Below are 15,308 nucleotides of genomic sequence, written 5' to 3' on the forward strand. Positions count from 1 at the left end.
GCGCGGCATCACGGCCCCGTGCCCCCGAGCTTCGCGACGAGCGTCTGCGCCGTCTCGCACTCGGTCTTGAAGCTCGCCGCCCTCGACCCCTTGCATGCGCGCGACGTGAACCCCTTGAGCATCTGGATGGCCTCCTGCTTACGCGGTGGCTCCAGGGTCGCGTACGTGCTCCCAAGACTCCAGAGGATCTGTACAGATTCGGGCCCATCCGACGGCGCGACCGCCCGGGCGGCCTCGAGCTCGGCCACCATCTCGGCCGTGGACCCTCGCTCCTGGTAGACCGACGCGAGCAGGCTGTGGATCCCGAAGAGGTACCGGTCCCCCTGCTTCGCGAACGACTTCGCCTCCTTGAGCACCTGCTCGGCCTCCTTCGTGTACCCGAGGCGGATGTACAGGTCGGCGAGCGCCGCGTAGTAGCGGATCTCGCTCGGGTTGTGCTCGATCGCCTTCGTGAGGTTCTCCAGCGCCTTCTGCTCGTCGTCCGTCCAGAGGTAAACGTTCCCGAGCTGGGAGTAGCAGTCGGCGAAGTTGGGATCGTTCTCGATGCACTTCTGGTAGGGCTCTTTGGCCTCTTCGTAGGAGATCGTCTTCTTCTTCGCCTGCTGCTCGAGAGCCCAGCCCCGCTCGAACCAGTAGTTGGCGAACTTCGGAGCGATCTGTGTGGCGCGCGCCAGCGTGGATGCGACCTTGTCCCACTCTTCCTTCTTCTTGTAAGCCATCGCCAGCTTGAAGAAGATGCGGTGGTTCGTGGGGTCGAGCTTGGTCGCCTGCTCGTACTTGTTGGCCGCACCGTCGGGGTTGACGGCGACCTCTTTGTCGGCCCGATTCGCCAGGATGACGGCCTCCTGGCGGTGCCGGCTGCAGCCCAACCCGGCCGCGCTCGTCGCGACCAGTCCGACCATCAAGAATGCCCCAAGCTTCATCGACCTCACCTTTCGAATGGAATCGGCTCCGCCGGCTCCTAACGTTGACCGTGGGCGTCGCGTCGCCCCTCTCCAGCAATCCCGGAGACGGCTGCGCCGCTCCGTCAGCAATCCCGAAGGCGGCTGCGCCGCTCCGTCAGCAATCCCGGAGCCGGGCTGCGCCGCTCCGTGTGGCACCGTCAACAGCGTCCTGAGGTGGCGCGCGTGCAACCACGCGCGGCGTCGCGAGAATAGGCGGAGCCAACCGCGGAAGTCCAGGGCTTCAGCTCTCACCCTCGCGCGGTCCGCGCCGGGTTCGCCGCCGGGCTCCGCCCCCCGCGCCTCGCGCCGCGCGGCGTCGCGCCGCGCGGCGTCGCGCCGCGCGGCGTCGCGGGGGCGCGAGCGACCAGAGCCCTGTGGCAAGGCACGATGACACCTCGTGCCCCATCGCTCCGGGGCGTGTCGGGCTGAACTGTTGAGCACGCTCGCGTGGCTCTGCTGCGTCCGGCGTTGAAATGACGAACGCCCCGCGCGAGACGCGCAGGGCGTTCGAAGGCCAGGTGGCCCTGACGAGTTCAGCCGCCCGGGCTCAGCATGATCGGGTAAACCACGGTGACGATACCGCCCTCAGGCTGCGGGAACGACAGGCCGTAGAACGCCCGAACCACGCAGGAGACCACGCCGCTGTCCGGGAGATCCGAACCGCCGTTGCCCACGTTCGACACCGCCCCGTCGCGGCCGATGACGAAGCGCACCGCCACGCGGCCCTGAAGGTTCGGGTTATTCCGGAGGCCGTTCTCGTAGCAGAGACGGAATCGACCGAAGTTCTGGCGGACGATACGCTGGATGACCTCGGGGGGCAGACGGCCGCTCACGCTGGTCGCCCCCATGCGCACCCGAGGCGGCTTCGTACGATGTGACCCACCGAGCCGGCCGTGCCCCGAGCCGAAGCCCTGGCCCGTGCCGGTCCCGGCGCCGTGGCCGATGGTCCCGATCGAGCCGAGGCCGATGCCTTCGCCGCGCCCGCCGCCGCCCTCGCCGATACCGGAGAGGCCGAGGCCACCGGCGCCGAACGAGTCACCGATCTGGTCACCCCACATGTTGCCGCGGGCGCTCAGCGGGTCGTTGCCGAGCGAATCGTCGCGCCCCCACGGCGCGGTCGGCGCGTTCGGATCGCCGCCTGCGCCGGCGTTCAGCAGGCCGATCATGCCGAACTCGGCCGCATCGCGCAGCGCGGCCTGGCGGGCGATGTGCGGATCCGGGTTGTCCGCGGGGCCCTGGACGCCGTAGCGGTTGCCGGTCGCCTTGGTGTTCGGGTTGCCCATCGAGCCCTCTTCACCCTTGGCGCGCGTGCCGGTGCCGCCCTCCTTGTTGTCCGCGGCGTTCTCGGCGATCTGCTCGGTCTCCTTCTCCTCCATCTCCTTCTCGGCGGCCGCCGCGAGGTACTGCTGGATCAGGAACTGCTGATCCGCGGAGATGCCGTCCTCATCGGTCGCGCCGAGCGGCGGCATGAAGAAGGCCATGGCCGCGAGGAGCCCGAGGTGCACCGCCATCGAGAGGCCGGTGTAGAGCAGGCTCTGCGTGTCCATCTGGAAGTGCCCGGCGACGACCTTGCCCGCGTTCACCGCGGCCACCTGGAAGGCGATCCCGTCAAGCTCGATCTTCGCCTTGCCGCCGCTCGGGAGCGCCATCTGGTAGGCGCCCGAGAGCTCGGCGCTCGGCTGCGCGCGACCCGTGTCGATCGCCTGCTGCAGCGTCATCTTCGCCTGGCCGGGGATCTCGATCGTCCCGGTCGCGCGCGGCAGGAGCACCACCGAGACGGAACCGCTGCGATCCGCGAGCACGATGGGCGCCCGCGTCGTACCCAGCTTCTCCGACGGGATGAAGAAGTCGCACTTGAAGTTCTTGCCCTCTTCCTCGCCGACGTAGAAGGAGCGGGGCGGGGTGAGGTGCGCGACGTGAAGCACCGAGGCGTCCCACAGGATCATCACCTCGACGGAGGCAGCCGGGACCTCGACCTCCTCGTTGGGCACGTCCGGCCCGTTCTTCACGAGCGTGTACGTGTAGGATCCTTCCGGCGCGTCCGGGGGCACCTCGTCGACCGCTGCCGCGGACTGCGCGAACGGGTTGTTGTAGGCGAACGGGTCTGGCCCGCCGGCGGTCGCGGCGAACGGGTTCGCGGGCGCCGCGGCGAACGGGTTCGCGGGCGCCGCGGCGAACGGGTTCGCGGGCGCCGCGGCGAACGGATTCGCGGGCACCGGCATCGCGGCAGGGCTCGCCGCCGCGGCGACCGCCACCGGCTCGGCGCGCTCCAGCATGATCTTCGTGCCGCCGATCTGGAGCTGATCGCCTGGGCTGATCTTGCACTTGTTGACGCGCGCCCCGTTCACCATCGTCCCCGGCTCGTTGCCGAGATCGATCAGCGTGATGTCCTGCGGGGAGGCGACCTCGATGACCGCGTGCATGCGCGAGGCAAGCTCGTCGTCGACACGCAGATGGCTCTTCGCGTCCTTGCCTACCTTGACGATATCCTGCGAGATCGTCTCGCGACGGACGAGCGCTTCGTTCTGGTAGAGCGCAAATGTGAGAGCGACCCTTTGCTTGCCTTCCATCTCCGCCAGCCTTCCCTATGCGCCCCGCGGCGCACACCCCCAGCACCGGGGGATAAATCGATAGGGCAGGAGCCAACCTGCCCGATACATCAGAGGTTCTCGACCGACTTGAGCATCTCGGGGACGAACGAGGTGCGGGGACGAATCAGCGTCGTCCGGACGGGGCCGGGACGCACGCGGATGGTGGCATCGTTGGGGCCGAAACCACCCGCGTTCAGCGGATCATCGGAGAACTCGTACCCGTAGCCCTCCTCCTTGCCCCCCGCGCTCGTCTTGACGTCCTGCGCGAACGCCGAAGAGGCAACCGCGCTCACAAGAACGGCAGCCACGACTCCCGCACCCAAACGGGTCAACCCTGTCATTTCAGCCTCCTCAAAATGTTTCGACGCAGTTACAGTGCCATTGTACCGCCGCGCGCGACGGTCGGTCAACCAGCTTCGCACGCACCGTCGAGGCACCGGGGAGATGCGACCCACGAGCGCCTCGACAACCGACGGGACCCAAGGTTCCCAGCGACCCAGCGAGACACGAAGAAAGTGACGAGCCCCCCTCTCCGTCGTGGTGCGAGAGAGAAGGGGGCTCTTGAACGAAGCGCTGCGGGCCGGCTACGGAGCGTCCCCCTCCTCGCTGCCGGCGGCGGCCTCCGCCTCGGCCTCCTTCGTCTTCATGTCGGCCTCGGCCGCCTTGCGCTCGGCCTCGGTCTGCTTGTTGAAGGCGATGATCTGGTCGATCTCCTCCATGCGCTCCTTCGACCGCTTCACCGCATCAGCGAACTCCGCGTTGCCGCCCGCCTTCTGGATGAACTGACCGAACAGGCCCTTGGCCGCCATGAGCGCGCCCTCGGCGGACTTGCCCCCCGACTTCGCCTTGTACTCCTGCGTCAGGATCGCCTCGTTGTAGTAGGTCTCGGGGCGATCGGGCGCGACCCGCTTCGCGGCCTCGAGCTCCGCGCTGGCGGCCGCCACCATGCTGTCGAAGTTCGCGTCGTCGATCTGACCGCGCAGCGCGAGCGCGAGCCCCAGGTGAGCGTCGTAGTCGTTCGGCCGCATCTTGAGCGCCGCGCGGTACGCCTCCTCCGCCTGCTTGAACCCGCGGAACTGGAGGTTCACCGCCGCGTAGTTCATCTGCGCTTCGTAGAACGTCGGGTCGAGCCGCCTCGCCGTGTTGAACTCCTGCACGGCGCCGTTCAGGTTCGAGAGCTCGACCTGGATCATGCCCGCGGTGTTGTGGATGGGCGCGTAGTTCGGGTTCTTCCGGATGGCCTGGGAGCAGACCAGGGCGGCGAGCTCCAGCGCCTGCGTGTCGACCTTCTTCTGCCTGCTGCCGCTCGTCGCGACCGCCTTGCCCGACCTCCTGCCGGCCTTCTGCTTCGCCGTCTCCAGGTAGTAGATGGCGAGCTGATTGAACGCGGGCATGAACGAGTCGTCGACCGCCAACGCGCTCTGGATGTACCGCTTCGCGCGCTGGAAGTCGTTGGGGCCATCGCTGTCGGCGACGTTGTTGCCGCGCTTCATGTACAGGAGCGCGAGGTGCACGAGCGCCTCGACGTTCTTGTACTGCGCGTCGACGACGGCGGCCTGGCGCATCTCGCTGATCGCCGCGTCGATGTTCTTCTCGCCCGACTCGGCGAAGTTGTAGAGCGCCACCTGGACCCGCGCGGGATGGAACTTCGGGTTCGTCTGGAGCGCTTGCTGGAAGTACTTCTTCGCCTCCGCGTGGTTCTTGCAACGCTGGTACGCGAGCCCCGCGTTGTAGATGGCCTCGGCGAAGGTCTTGTCCCCCTGCTCGTCCGCCGCGTCCATGAACAGCTGGGCCGTCGAGCTACAGGTGGCCGCGCTCCAGTCCCCGGCCTTGTCGTGCTGGACCATGGAATCCATAGCCGTCTTGAACTTGTTGGCCGCCGCGACCGAAACGGCGTTGCCCTTGCTGTCGGTGAGGGCCTTGCCGGTCGTGGGGTCCTTCGCCGCCTTCGCCGAGCCGCCGGCGCTGCCGCCGCCACAACCCGCCGCGGCCAGCAGGAGCACCGCAACCGCTGCCAATGAGGTGATGCTTCTCATGTTTCGCTCCATCACTTCCTGGGTCGGGTCGTGGCCCGATCGAGCGCCGAGCCTTCCTTGGAAGCGGCAGACGCGCCGCGCGCTTCCTTCTTCTCCTCGTCATCCCCCTTGGCAGCGGGCCCGTCCGTGGCAGCCGGCGCCTCGCGGTAGGGGGTACCGTCGAGGTTCAGCGGCGCGGGACGGTCGCTCAGGCCAGAGTTGACCCGCGACGGAGAGCCGCGGAACTCATCGATGAGGTGGTACTCGGCGCCGTAGTTCTTCGAGAGCCACACCTCGCAGGTGCGCGAGTACTCGTCGAAGTACTGGTACTTCACCGACAGATCGAGGCAGGTCTTGAACGCGCCCTTGGCGATCTGCTTCTGCGGCTCGCTCGCCTCGTCCAGGCGCGAGTAGTACTCGCCCCGGATCTCGTCGTACGAGACGTCGGTGCCCGGCACAAACCCGTGGCCCTTCCACTCCTTCGGGATGGGCGCGGCCCGGAACTCGGCGACGAACTTGCCCCACATCTGACCGACGCGCGCACCGGCGGCGATGACCCACCTCGGCGGCGGCGTGGGCTCCAGCTTGAGGATCTTCTGGTACTCCCGATCGGCCGCCTCGATCGCCGGGCGCTTCTTCTTCACCCAGTCGGCGACCTTCGTGTTGATGTGCTTGAGGACGTGCTCGCGCGTCCCGGGGCCCTTGTACTCGGGGAACCTGATCTTATCGACCTCCTTCCGCTTCTGCTCTGCGAAGTGGAAGTAGGCCTCGCCCACCGCGGTCAGCACCTTGCCCAGCCGGCGCAGCTTCTCCTGCTCGTCGCCGCCGATCGCGTCGATCTTCTTCATCGCCGCCGCCGGGTCCTTCCAGTAGTTCCGGACCTTGTTGTACTCGGCGTTCGCCGGCGTCACGCTCTTCGTCTGCAGCATGACGCGCGCGAGCATCGCGTGCGCCTGCACCTGGATGTCGAACGTCGCGTTGCGATCGATCTGCCTCATCGCCGTCGACAGCCGCCGGCGGGCCTGCTCCCAGTCCTCGCGATCGATGTAGTGCGCGCCGATGGCGAACGCGATCTGCGCGGTCTGCGCCGGCTTCGCCCTGCCGTAGTTCTTGTTGAAGAGGTCGGCGTCCTTGATCGCCTGCTCCTCCTGGCCGAGGCCGAGCCGCAGCACGATGGCGTCCTGGAGCGCCTCCGGCGCCTTCTCCATCTTCGGGTTCTCGCGGGCGAAGCGCGTGTACCAGTTGGCCGCCTCCTCGTAGACCGCGATGGCCTGGTAGTTGGCGCCGATCTCGTAGATCGCCATCTTCGCGAGCTCGGTGTTGTGGAGGTTGTACCTCGGGTTGAGCAGGATCCTCCGCGCCGCGATCGACTTGGCGATGAGGCGAGCGGCCTGGAACGCCTTCGCGGCGTTGTAGAGGATCTCCTCGCTCTTCTCGCACGCGGGCTGCTTCGCCTCGCAGGCGGCCTCGCCGTACTTCTTCCACATGTCCATGTACGCGACGGCGGCCTTCTCATAGTTCTTGAGGGCCTCGACGCCGCCGGACGCATCCGCCGCCTCGACGAGCTTCTGGGCGCGCAGACGCTCGATGTCGCGCTGGATCCGGATCAGGATCCCGCACTGCTCCTCGTTCTCCTTCTCCTTGCCGCCCTTGCAGTACAGGTCGATGAACTTGGGCACATCCGCGGCCATGTCGTCGTAACAGGACGGACGCGGCGGATCCATGTTCGCGCCGAGGACATTGAGCGACTCGAGGTAGAGCTGCGAGGCGTAGATGCCGACCTCCTTGTCGGCGTGGTTCAGCGCCACGTCGCGGAACGCGAGCGCGGCCTCCTCCCAGTGCTGCGCCTCGAAGTACGTGCGGCCGCGCGCGTACTTCACCTCGACGTACTGCTCCTGCGCCTCCTTGTCGTTCGGGCCGGGCTTGATGTAGCAGACGTAGCGGTTGAAGGCGGTGATCATCCCCTTCTGGCTGTCGGTGAAGTCCTTGGGCAGGAACTTCGCCTTGTTCGCCTTCTCGCCCTTCTTGCCCGTCCCCCCATCGGGGAGGTTGCCCGAGCCCTTCCTGTCGGAGCCGTCCTTGTGGGTCTCGGTGTAGATGTTCTGGTAGCAGAGCACCGAGGCGTACGCGGCCTCCGCCGCCTGCGGCCCGTTCGGATCCTCCGCGACGACCGCGTCGAAGGCGGGGCCGCACTTGGCCCAGTCCTTCTGGAAGTACAGGAGGTCGGCCATCGCGTACTTGATCTTGAAGATGTTCGGCCAGTCCTCCTTCAGGATGCGGGGGAACTCGAACTTCGCGAACTGCTCCTGCTTGAAGTTGTTGACGACCTTGTCGTAGAGCTGCGCGGCGAGCTGCATCGTCTTCTTGTCGCCGGTGCCGCGCACGCCGCCCGAGCCGACCGCTTCGAGGTGCCAGGCCATCGCCGTCTCGGTCATCAGACCGGCCGTGATGTTCGAGCACTTCAGCTTGGCGTCCGCCGGGTGCCCCTCGGTCTGGAACTTGTTGTGGACCTCGAGCTGTCGCCCGAGCTCGCCCATGATCTGGTCCTTGTTGCCAGACTTCATGGCGAGCGTCGCCTCGGTGATGTGCCCCTGGTACACGCAGTACTTCGGGCCCCGGTCCCGGGTCATCAGGTCGGTGTAGAGCTCGATGCCCTCGCGGTAGTGGCCGGTGTCAAGGTAGTTCTGTCCGAGGTCGTCCATCATCTTGAACGTCTTCTCGGAGCTGCCCTTCTTGTCCCCGCTGAGCGGCCGGAGGAAGTCGTGGGACTTCCGCGGATCGCCGGCGAGCGCGTAGACCGGGATGATGTCGCGCCGCGCCGCGATCGCGAGCTGGGCCGCGTTCGGCATCTGCGCGAACTGCTGGCCGTACTCGATCGTCTTCTTGAACTCGCTGATCGCCCGGGCGAAGTCGCCCTTGTTCCAGTAGACGTACCCGAGCTTGTAGTGGGCGTAGCCCCAGACCTTGTTGTCGGGCGGCGGGTACTTGGTGACCTCGAGGTACGACTGCTCGGCCAGCTGCCACTTGGTCGGATCGCCCTGCGCCTCGTTGAAGAAGAGCTCGCCGAACGCGAGGTACGCGTTCGGGATGTACTTCGACTTGGGCCAGTTCTGGATCAGCTCGAAGTACACCTTGCGGGCCTGATCCAGCTGCTGGGCCTGCTCGTACTCGTAGGCGAGGTAATAGAGGACCTCGTCCGTGCAGCCCGTGCTCTTCGCGGGATCCGCCGCGTTGGTGCTCTGGCAGTACTTCGGGTACTGCGTCTTGAGCTGCGTGTAGTACCTGATGGCCGCCTGCCGGGCGGCGACGAGGATCTTGTCGGCCTTGGTCACCTCGGCCCGGATCGCGGCGGCCGCCTTCGTGTTCCTCTTCCGCTTGGCCTCGTCCGCCTTGATCTGCCCCTCGGTCTTGTCACGGAACGCCGCCGACTCGAGCTCGACATAGCCCTCGGCGAGCCGCCGCATCAGCTTCGGCCGGTCCGGGGCGTTCTTGGGCGTCGAGCGGTACAGCCTCTCGAGCCCCTGGATCTCCGTGACCAGCAGGCTCCGCACCTTCGGGGCGAGCCGGTTCCGCCGCTCGTCGCGCTGGGCCGTGGCCTGCGAGGCCGTCGGGTTGGCGGGCTTCGTCAGATCGTCCCGCTTCTTCAGCTTGATCCCCTGCGGGGCGGACTTGAAGCTGACCTGCGGCTTCTTTCCCGCCGACACCTGAAGCTTGCCGCCGGGGCAGGCCGCGATCGCGTCCCTCGCCGGCTGCGTGATGCACGCGTCGGCCGCCGACGCGGGGCTCGTCGCGACCGCGCACGCTGCCACGGCCAACGTGCCTGCCGCCGCGCGGAGCGCATGCAGTACATCGAACTTCGACTGCTTCATGTCCATCTCCGTCCCTCCGCCACGGACCCTCGTGGGGAAGCGCTGCCTGCCCCGCGGACGCGCGCCGCGGGGCGAACCATGATGAAACCGCTCACTTGCTGCACTTCGACGTCACGACCTGCCGGTAGAAGCCCAGCTCATCGCGCCAGTACTCGCCATCGAACGGCCAGAGCACGTGCTCGTCGTCGGGCTTGACGACGCCGTAGGTGAGCGCCTCCTCCTTCGACAGCTGGCCGCTGACGACCTGCTGATTGAGCTTGTTCCGCTCCGCCGCGGTGATGTCGATGAGGATCTTCGCCGAGTCGCGGAGGTGCTCGTTGAGCTCGTCGAGGTTGCGCTGGTAGCGCTCGCGGCCGAGCGTGCCGGCGTTCCGGATCGCGAGGCCACGCGCGAAATCGAGGGCGTCGGTCACGTCGGCGCCCACGGGAGAGTTGCGGAAGTTGGCGGGCGCCTTCTTGAACCGCGCGTCCTCCTCGTCGAGGATGCGCACGTACTCCAGGTTGCGGAGGAGCTGCCGATCGGAGAGCGCGTTCTCGACGATCGGGCGGACCGTCGGCGAGAGGTTGGCCTTGCCGGCGCGCACGTCCCTCAGGAACTTGAAGAACTGCTCCTCGCTCCCCTCGCCCTTGAAGCGGTTCAGGATCGCCTCGAGCTCCTTCTTGATCGGCTCGTACTTCTTCTGCATCTTCGCGACGATCACGGTCGCGTCCTGGTACTGGCAGATCGTGAAGGCGACGACGGCCTTGAGGATGTCGGCCTCGGGATAGAACGAGTTCGGGAAGTAGGGCGACTCGATCGTGTGGATGTTGCCGAGCGCCTGCGGGTACAGCCCGGCCATGAAGTACGCCCAGGACTGCTCGAAGAGGCTGTCGAGCCAGTACTCGCTCGCGACGTCGACGCGGTTCCAGTACTTGACGGCCGCGGAGAGCCGCGCGGCGTCGATCGTCGGGACGTTGTTGTCGTCGAGCCGGACGGAGGCCGAGTAGTAGGTGCGCGCCATCGAGAGGAACGCGAGGTCGCGCATGCGCGCCTCGTCCTCGACGCCCTCGATGCCGTCGTCGATCGCCTGGACGATCCGCTGGAACGACTTGACCGCCGGCACCGACTTGCGCAGCTGCACGTACGAGATGCCGCTGAAGAACTGGGCCTGGACGTAGTACTTGCTCTTCTGGTCGACCTTCGCGAAGAGGCTGATGGCCTCCTCGTAGCTCCGGTTCCGGTACTTGTAGCGGCCGAGCAGGTAGTTGAGCTGCCAGTAGAGGTCGCGCTGCTGGGGGTTGTTGAACCGCGCGATCTGCTCGGTCTTGTACTTGCCGACGCGCTCGATGATGTCCGCCGGCTCGGGGAGCTGCGTCGCGAGCTTGGACAGCCAGAGCAGCGTCTCGTTGAACTTGAGGTGGTTCGGCTTGTCGGCGATCTGCGAGAAGATCGCGTAGCTCGCCTGGTAGAACTGCAGCCGGTACAGGGCGATCGCGAGGTGGTACTGCGCGATCTGCTTGTTGCCCTCGTCGTCGCCCGTGTCGCCGTCGACGACGCGCTTCAGCCGCAGCGCCGCCTCGCTCCACTTCTCGCCGTCGAAGAGCCGCTTGGCCTGCGCCGCTTCCTCGGTCATCTGCCCCGCGGTCACGGGGCCCGAGTCCGCCTCGTCGTCGGAGTTGTTCCTGGGCGTCTTGCCGCCCGTGGCGTCCGCCCCTTGAGCCGCGACGGGCTTACCCTTCCCCGCCTGCGCGTGTCCCACGACGGGGGACAGCAACAGGGCAGAAGCTACAAGGCAGATACTCGCCAGCCGGTTCCGCATCGTCGTTCCTCGCTTTCGGCGACGTAATGATCGTGGCCCCTTCGCCCCGTTCGCGGCTCCACCCACCGGAAGCGCGCGACGTAGACCCCCGAGGCGACTCGGTCGAGAACCAAAAACTTCAATGAGAATCAACGGATACTTACGCGTGGCGGGGGATGGTAGGATTGCGGCGCACGGCTTGTCAAGCGATGCCAACCGTCGGCCTGCTCGACATTCCCGCGCTCAGACACCGGCCCCCGCGTCGAGCTTGGGGTGGCGCACTGCGTAGGAGTCGATGGTGGAATTGGAGAATCGATGCGCGGCCGCTTCCCGGTGTGCGCCGCCGGCCGCCCTCGGTCGCCCCCGCGCGTACCGCCGGCGTTGTCGTTTGCTGCCAAGCGCGTGACGCGGACCGGGTCGAACGCCAGGGCCCGCGACGGACCCCACCCCCCGGCGGAGCGCGCACCATCCGGCTGTTGACGCTCCAGCCGCCCTTCGTCTAGGGTCCAACCGCTGACGTTGTGCCTCTGAGCACCTCGACTTGAGCGTTTTCTTGCCTCCCGTCCACGCGCCTCTGCCCCGGCGAAGGCGCGCACCGCCGCCGAAGGAGCACGTTCTGATGACCCGTTCCATTCTGTCCGGCCTGCTCGGCCTGCTCAGCGTCGTCGCCATGGCCAGCCTGCCCTCCGCATGTGAGAGCGGCGGCGTGGGCGACCCGTGCCTGCCCGAAGAGGAGTACGATCCGCAGTTCGCTGGCTTCAAGGTGACGGAAGAGAACATCGAATCGCGGTCCTTCCAGTGCCAGACGCGGATCTGCCTGGTGAACCACTTCCAGGGGCGCGTGAGCTGCCCGCTCGGTCAGGAGGCGCCCAAGGGCTGCAACCCGGACGGCGACGCGAATTGCAGCCAGCAGGACTGCCAGGAGTCGGGAACGTACGCCCCTGACTGCGATCCGGCGGACCCGAACAGCTGCGTCCGCGGCACCTGCAACGCGGAGGGATCGTTCTGCGGCTGCCAGGGCCCGGAGGACTGCCCCGGCGGCGCCGAGGACGGCTGGCACTGCAGAGAGGGCGTGTGCAAGTTGTTCCTCTGCCGCGCGGGCTTCAACGGCTGCCAGGACCCGACCAAGTCGGCTGCAGAGAACGAGGGCAAATCGTGCTGCGTGCCCGGGACCGAGAACCCCGTCGCGGCGCCCGTCTGCGGCCAGTGCGCCGCCAACTCGGACCGGAACGCCGAGCAGGCCGTGTACTGCTCGTGCCGCTGCGGCCCCGCCGAGGGCGACGAGGACCCGAACTTCAACTTCTGCGAGTGCCCGCAGGGCTTCGAGTGCAGGGAGATCCGGCCGAACATCGGGTTCGGGGACGCGAAGATCACCGGCAAGTACTGCATCAAGCAGGGATCCATGTTCGAGAACGAGCAGTCCTGCGGCAAGGTGCAGGGCCGCTACAACTCGGAGCAGTGCGAAGGCACCCCGTAGGCTGCGGGTGACGGGCCACCGCGCGCCGCGCAGCCCTCGACGAGCGCCGCCCGCTCAGGCGGACGGCGCCCTCCCCAAAAGCGACACACCCAGCCCATCTCCTCCTCGCCACGGCGCCGAGCGCACCACGCGCGGCGCAGGCGCTCCTCCGGAGAGCCCCCCGGCCGCGATCGAGCGCGCCGGAGGTGCTTGCGCCGGGGACGCCGCGCCGCGCGGCGGGCCGGTGGCCGCTGCGCGGGCGCGCGTCGCGGCCGCGCCGTCCTCCGCGGCGCCGCCGGACGCGCGGCGTGCGCTCGGGGCGCGGGCCGAGGAGGCCGTGGTCGCGCGCCTCGTGGCGCAAGGGATGGAGATCGTCGCGCGCAACGCGCGGGTCGGCCGGCTGGAGATCGACGTGATCGCCCGCGACGGCCCGGTCATCGCGATCATCGAGGTGCGGACGCGCGGTCCAGGCTCGTACGTCCGCGCCCTCGACAGCATCGACGCGAGCAAGCGCGCCCGCGTGCGGCGCGCGGGGGAGCGCCTCTGGCGCGCTCGCTTCTCGCGCGTTCCCGGCGTGGAGCGGATGCGCTTCGACGCCGCGTCGGTGACCTTCCTCCCGGGCGGCGAGGCCGCCGTCGAGATCGTGAAGGCGGCCTTCTAGGCGTGTGTCTGACGAGGTGCTGCGCGGCCCGATCCGTCGGTCGAGCGCGCCCGGGCCGCCGCGGGGCGCGCGGCCGGCTCACATGTCGAGCTGCTCCTGCATCTCGCTGCGGAGCCGCTTCAGCTGGGCGAGGCCCTCGGGCTCGGCCTCCTTCGATCCCTTCTGCGCGTCCGCCTCGAGCTTCTCGACGATCGCGTCCACCCTCGCGATCTTGGCCTGCTGGCGGGCCCTGAGATCGTCGACCATCTTCTCGAACGCCTCGAAGAAGTGCTGGAGCTCGTCGCCCTTCCGCAGCTTCTCGCGCACGACCAGCTTGCCCTCGCCCACCTGGCGGAGGAGCCGCTTCATCTTGAAGATGGGCCCGGCGATCTTGTGCGTGAAGATGATGCCCGCGATCCCCACGCCGATGACGAGCAGCGACAGGAGCGCGACGATCACGCGGAGCAGCATCTGCTGGTTGTGCGCGACCTCGGAGGCCTGCCGCTCGAGCTCCCCGGCCCGCTGCTTCAGCGTCGCCGCGTCGCGCTCGAGCCGCGCCTGCTCTTCCTTCAGCTTGGCCTCGTCGCGCTGCGCCGCCTCGCCGAACGTCCTCGCGAGCTCGGGGTCGTCCTTGTACTCCTTCGCGATGTTCATCGCGACGACCTCGCTGACCCGCCGGCTCTAGACGATCACCTCCTGGCCGCGCTTGACGGTCTCCTGCCCCTGACGCACGGTCTCCTGCCCCTGCTCCACCGCGCGCCGGCTCTGCTCGATGATCTTCGAGCTCGCGTTCCAGAGGAGGGTCCCGAGCGCCGCGGACAGCGCGAGGCTGATCCCCACGAGCAGCCCCGTGTATTTCAGCTGAAATCTCTGATCGAGCAGGTAGTTCCGCGCGCTCCGCTGGTAGCGCGCTCTGACCTCCGGCGCGGAGGTCTGCGGGGCCGTGCTGGAAGCGTCGCTCATGGGATCCTCGAGGCTGGCTGGAGATGACAGTGATCGTGACGGACTGAATGGGCCAAGTTCAAGCAGCGCGGGGGCGTCACAGGGAGGCGACGATCTTGTGGAAGGTCTCGACCGCGTTCTCGACGCACATCTTCATCAGGACGTTCTCGCTCTGGACGTCCTTCTTCGGGGTGCCGCTCTGCGTGAGCTTGGGCGCGAACTCACCCTGGAGCGCCTTCGCGGGATAGGTCCACATGCTGACGCGGACCACCTGGGTGAGGTTGCCGTTCTGGTAGATGGCGGGCTCGACCGTGGCGAGGAGGTAGAAGCCCTGCATCTTCTTGCCTTTCAGAATCTTCTTGCCCTGGGCCACCGTTTCGCCCTTGGGGGCGACCGCGTAGCCGGCCCTCGAGAGGATCTTCGCCTGCATCGCGGCGCGGACGAGCGGCTCGATCTCCGACTCGGGGCGGCCGCTCTTGTTCGAGATCTCGATGGCCACGTAGTACTTGGTGTCCGCGCCCGGCGGAGGCGGGGCCGCGGCGCCGCCCGACGAGAGCGCCGCGATCGATTTCTTGATCTGCGCCTTGACCGAGGGCGTCTGCTCCCGGGGCTCGGCCCGCTGGAGGCACGCGAGGCCGGACGGCTTGCCGAGCTTGCCGAGCGCCGCCGCCGCCGCGACCTTGACGGACGCGTTGCTGTCCGCCAGGGCATCGCAGAGCGGCTTCGCCGCGGCGTCGTCCCCCGACGCCCCGAGCGCGAGGGCCGCCTGCGTGCGGACGCGGTAGTCCTCGTTGGACTTGAGCTGCGCAGCCAGGTAGCTCGTCCGCTGATTGGCGTGCAGCCTCGTGGGCCACAGCGAGAGTACGAGCGTCACGAGCAGCAACACGAGCGCAGGAGAGGGCCGACGCATTCCACTTGCGACGATACACGAGCGCATCACCGCCGTGGCGACCGGAAAAATGGATCCAGATGCAAATTCTGGTGCGCACACGCTCGTACTCTTCTCTTGCATTCGGTCACCCCTCGCTGCCGCCGGACTGAACGGTTTGACGCCGGCGGTTCGCGGGAGTTCAA

General features: G+C 67.8%; 11 protein-coding genes. 2 read left to right on the plus strand and 9 right to left on the minus strand.

Going from position 1 to position 15,308, the window contains the following annotated elements; genetic code table 11:
- Positions 1 to 8: 8 nt before the first annotated feature.
- From WMF31_RS23665 to WMF31_RS23690, 6 genes are all read right to left on the minus strand, one after another.
- A complete protein-coding gene (locus WMF31_RS23665; protein ID WP_436604115.1) occupies positions 9 to 923 on the minus strand; it encodes a tetratricopeptide repeat protein in 915 nt (304 codons plus the stop codon).
- Between the two features lie 554 nt (positions 924 to 1,477).
- Positions 1,478 to 3,514: an AgmX/PglI C-terminal domain-containing protein gene (locus WMF31_RS23670; protein ID WP_436604116.1), complete on the minus strand. Its 2,037-nt coding sequence runs from the start codon at positions 3,512 to 3,514 to the stop codon at positions 1,478 to 1,480.
- Positions 3,515 to 3,603: 89 nt separating this feature from the next.
- Complete coding sequence (locus tag WMF31_RS23675) at positions 3,604 to 3,876, minus strand: hypothetical protein (protein WP_129347341.1); 273 nt, start codon at positions 3,874 to 3,876, stop codon at positions 3,604 to 3,606.
- A 243-nt stretch (positions 3,877 to 4,119) separates the two neighbouring features.
- Positions 4,120 to 5,553, minus strand: a complete 1,434-nt coding sequence (locus WMF31_RS23680) for a tetratricopeptide repeat protein (RefSeq protein WP_436604117.1) — start codon at positions 5,551 to 5,553, stop codon at positions 4,120 to 4,122.
- A 29-nt stretch (positions 5,554 to 5,582) separates the two neighbouring features.
- Positions 5,583 to 9,419, minus strand: a complete 3,837-nt coding sequence (locus tag WMF31_RS23685; RefSeq protein WP_436604118.1) for a hypothetical protein — start codon at positions 9,417 to 9,419, stop codon at positions 5,583 to 5,585.
- A gap of 91 nt (positions 9,420 to 9,510) precedes the next feature.
- Complete coding sequence (locus WMF31_RS23690) at positions 9,511 to 11,172, minus strand: tetratricopeptide repeat protein (RefSeq protein ID WP_436604119.1); 1,662 nt, start codon at positions 11,170 to 11,172, stop codon at positions 9,511 to 9,513.
- Between the two features lie 643 nt (positions 11,173 to 11,815).
- Between WMF31_RS23690 and WMF31_RS23695 the strand changes: the two genes are divergently transcribed.
- Together WMF31_RS23695 and WMF31_RS23700 are read left to right on the plus strand one after the other, a co-directional pair.
- Positions 11,816 to 12,673 (plus strand): hypothetical protein, encoded by an 858-nt coding sequence (locus tag WMF31_RS23695; protein WP_436604120.1) that lies wholly within the window; start codon positions 11,816 to 11,818, stop codon positions 12,671 to 12,673.
- Between the two features lie 223 nt (positions 12,674 to 12,896).
- A complete protein-coding gene (locus tag WMF31_RS23700) occupies positions 12,897 to 13,313 on the plus strand; it encodes a YraN family protein (protein WP_436604121.1) in 417 nt (138 codons plus the stop codon).
- Between the two features lie 78 nt (positions 13,314 to 13,391).
- Here the strand turns inward: WMF31_RS23700 and WMF31_RS23705 are convergent, their stop codons facing one another.
- The 3 genes from WMF31_RS23705 to WMF31_RS23715 all read right to left on the minus strand — a co-directional run bounded on the left by WMF31_RS23705 (position 13,392) and on the right by WMF31_RS23715 (position 15,144).
- On the minus strand, positions 13,392 to 13,946 hold the full coding sequence (locus WMF31_RS23705) for a hypothetical protein (RefSeq protein WP_436604122.1): 555 nt from the start codon (positions 13,944 to 13,946) through the stop codon (positions 13,392 to 13,394).
- 27 nt (positions 13,947 to 13,973) lie between these two features.
- Positions 13,974 to 14,255 carry a hypothetical protein gene (locus tag WMF31_RS23710; protein ID WP_436604123.1) on the minus strand — a complete coding sequence of 94 codons (282 nt, stop codon included), beginning with the start codon at positions 14,253 to 14,255 and terminating at the stop codon, positions 13,974 to 13,976.
- Between the two features lie 76 nt (positions 14,256 to 14,331).
- On the minus strand, positions 14,332 to 15,144 hold the full coding sequence (locus WMF31_RS23715; protein WP_436604124.1) for a HEAT repeat domain-containing protein: 813 nt from the start codon (positions 15,142 to 15,144) through the stop codon (positions 14,332 to 14,334).
- Positions 15,145 to 15,308: the final 164 nt, after the last annotated feature.

The organism is Sorangium sp. So ce1036 (assembly GCF_051369805.1).
GTDB lineage: Bacteria > Myxococcota_A > Polyangia > Polyangiales > Polyangiaceae > Sorangium > Sorangium cellulosum_F.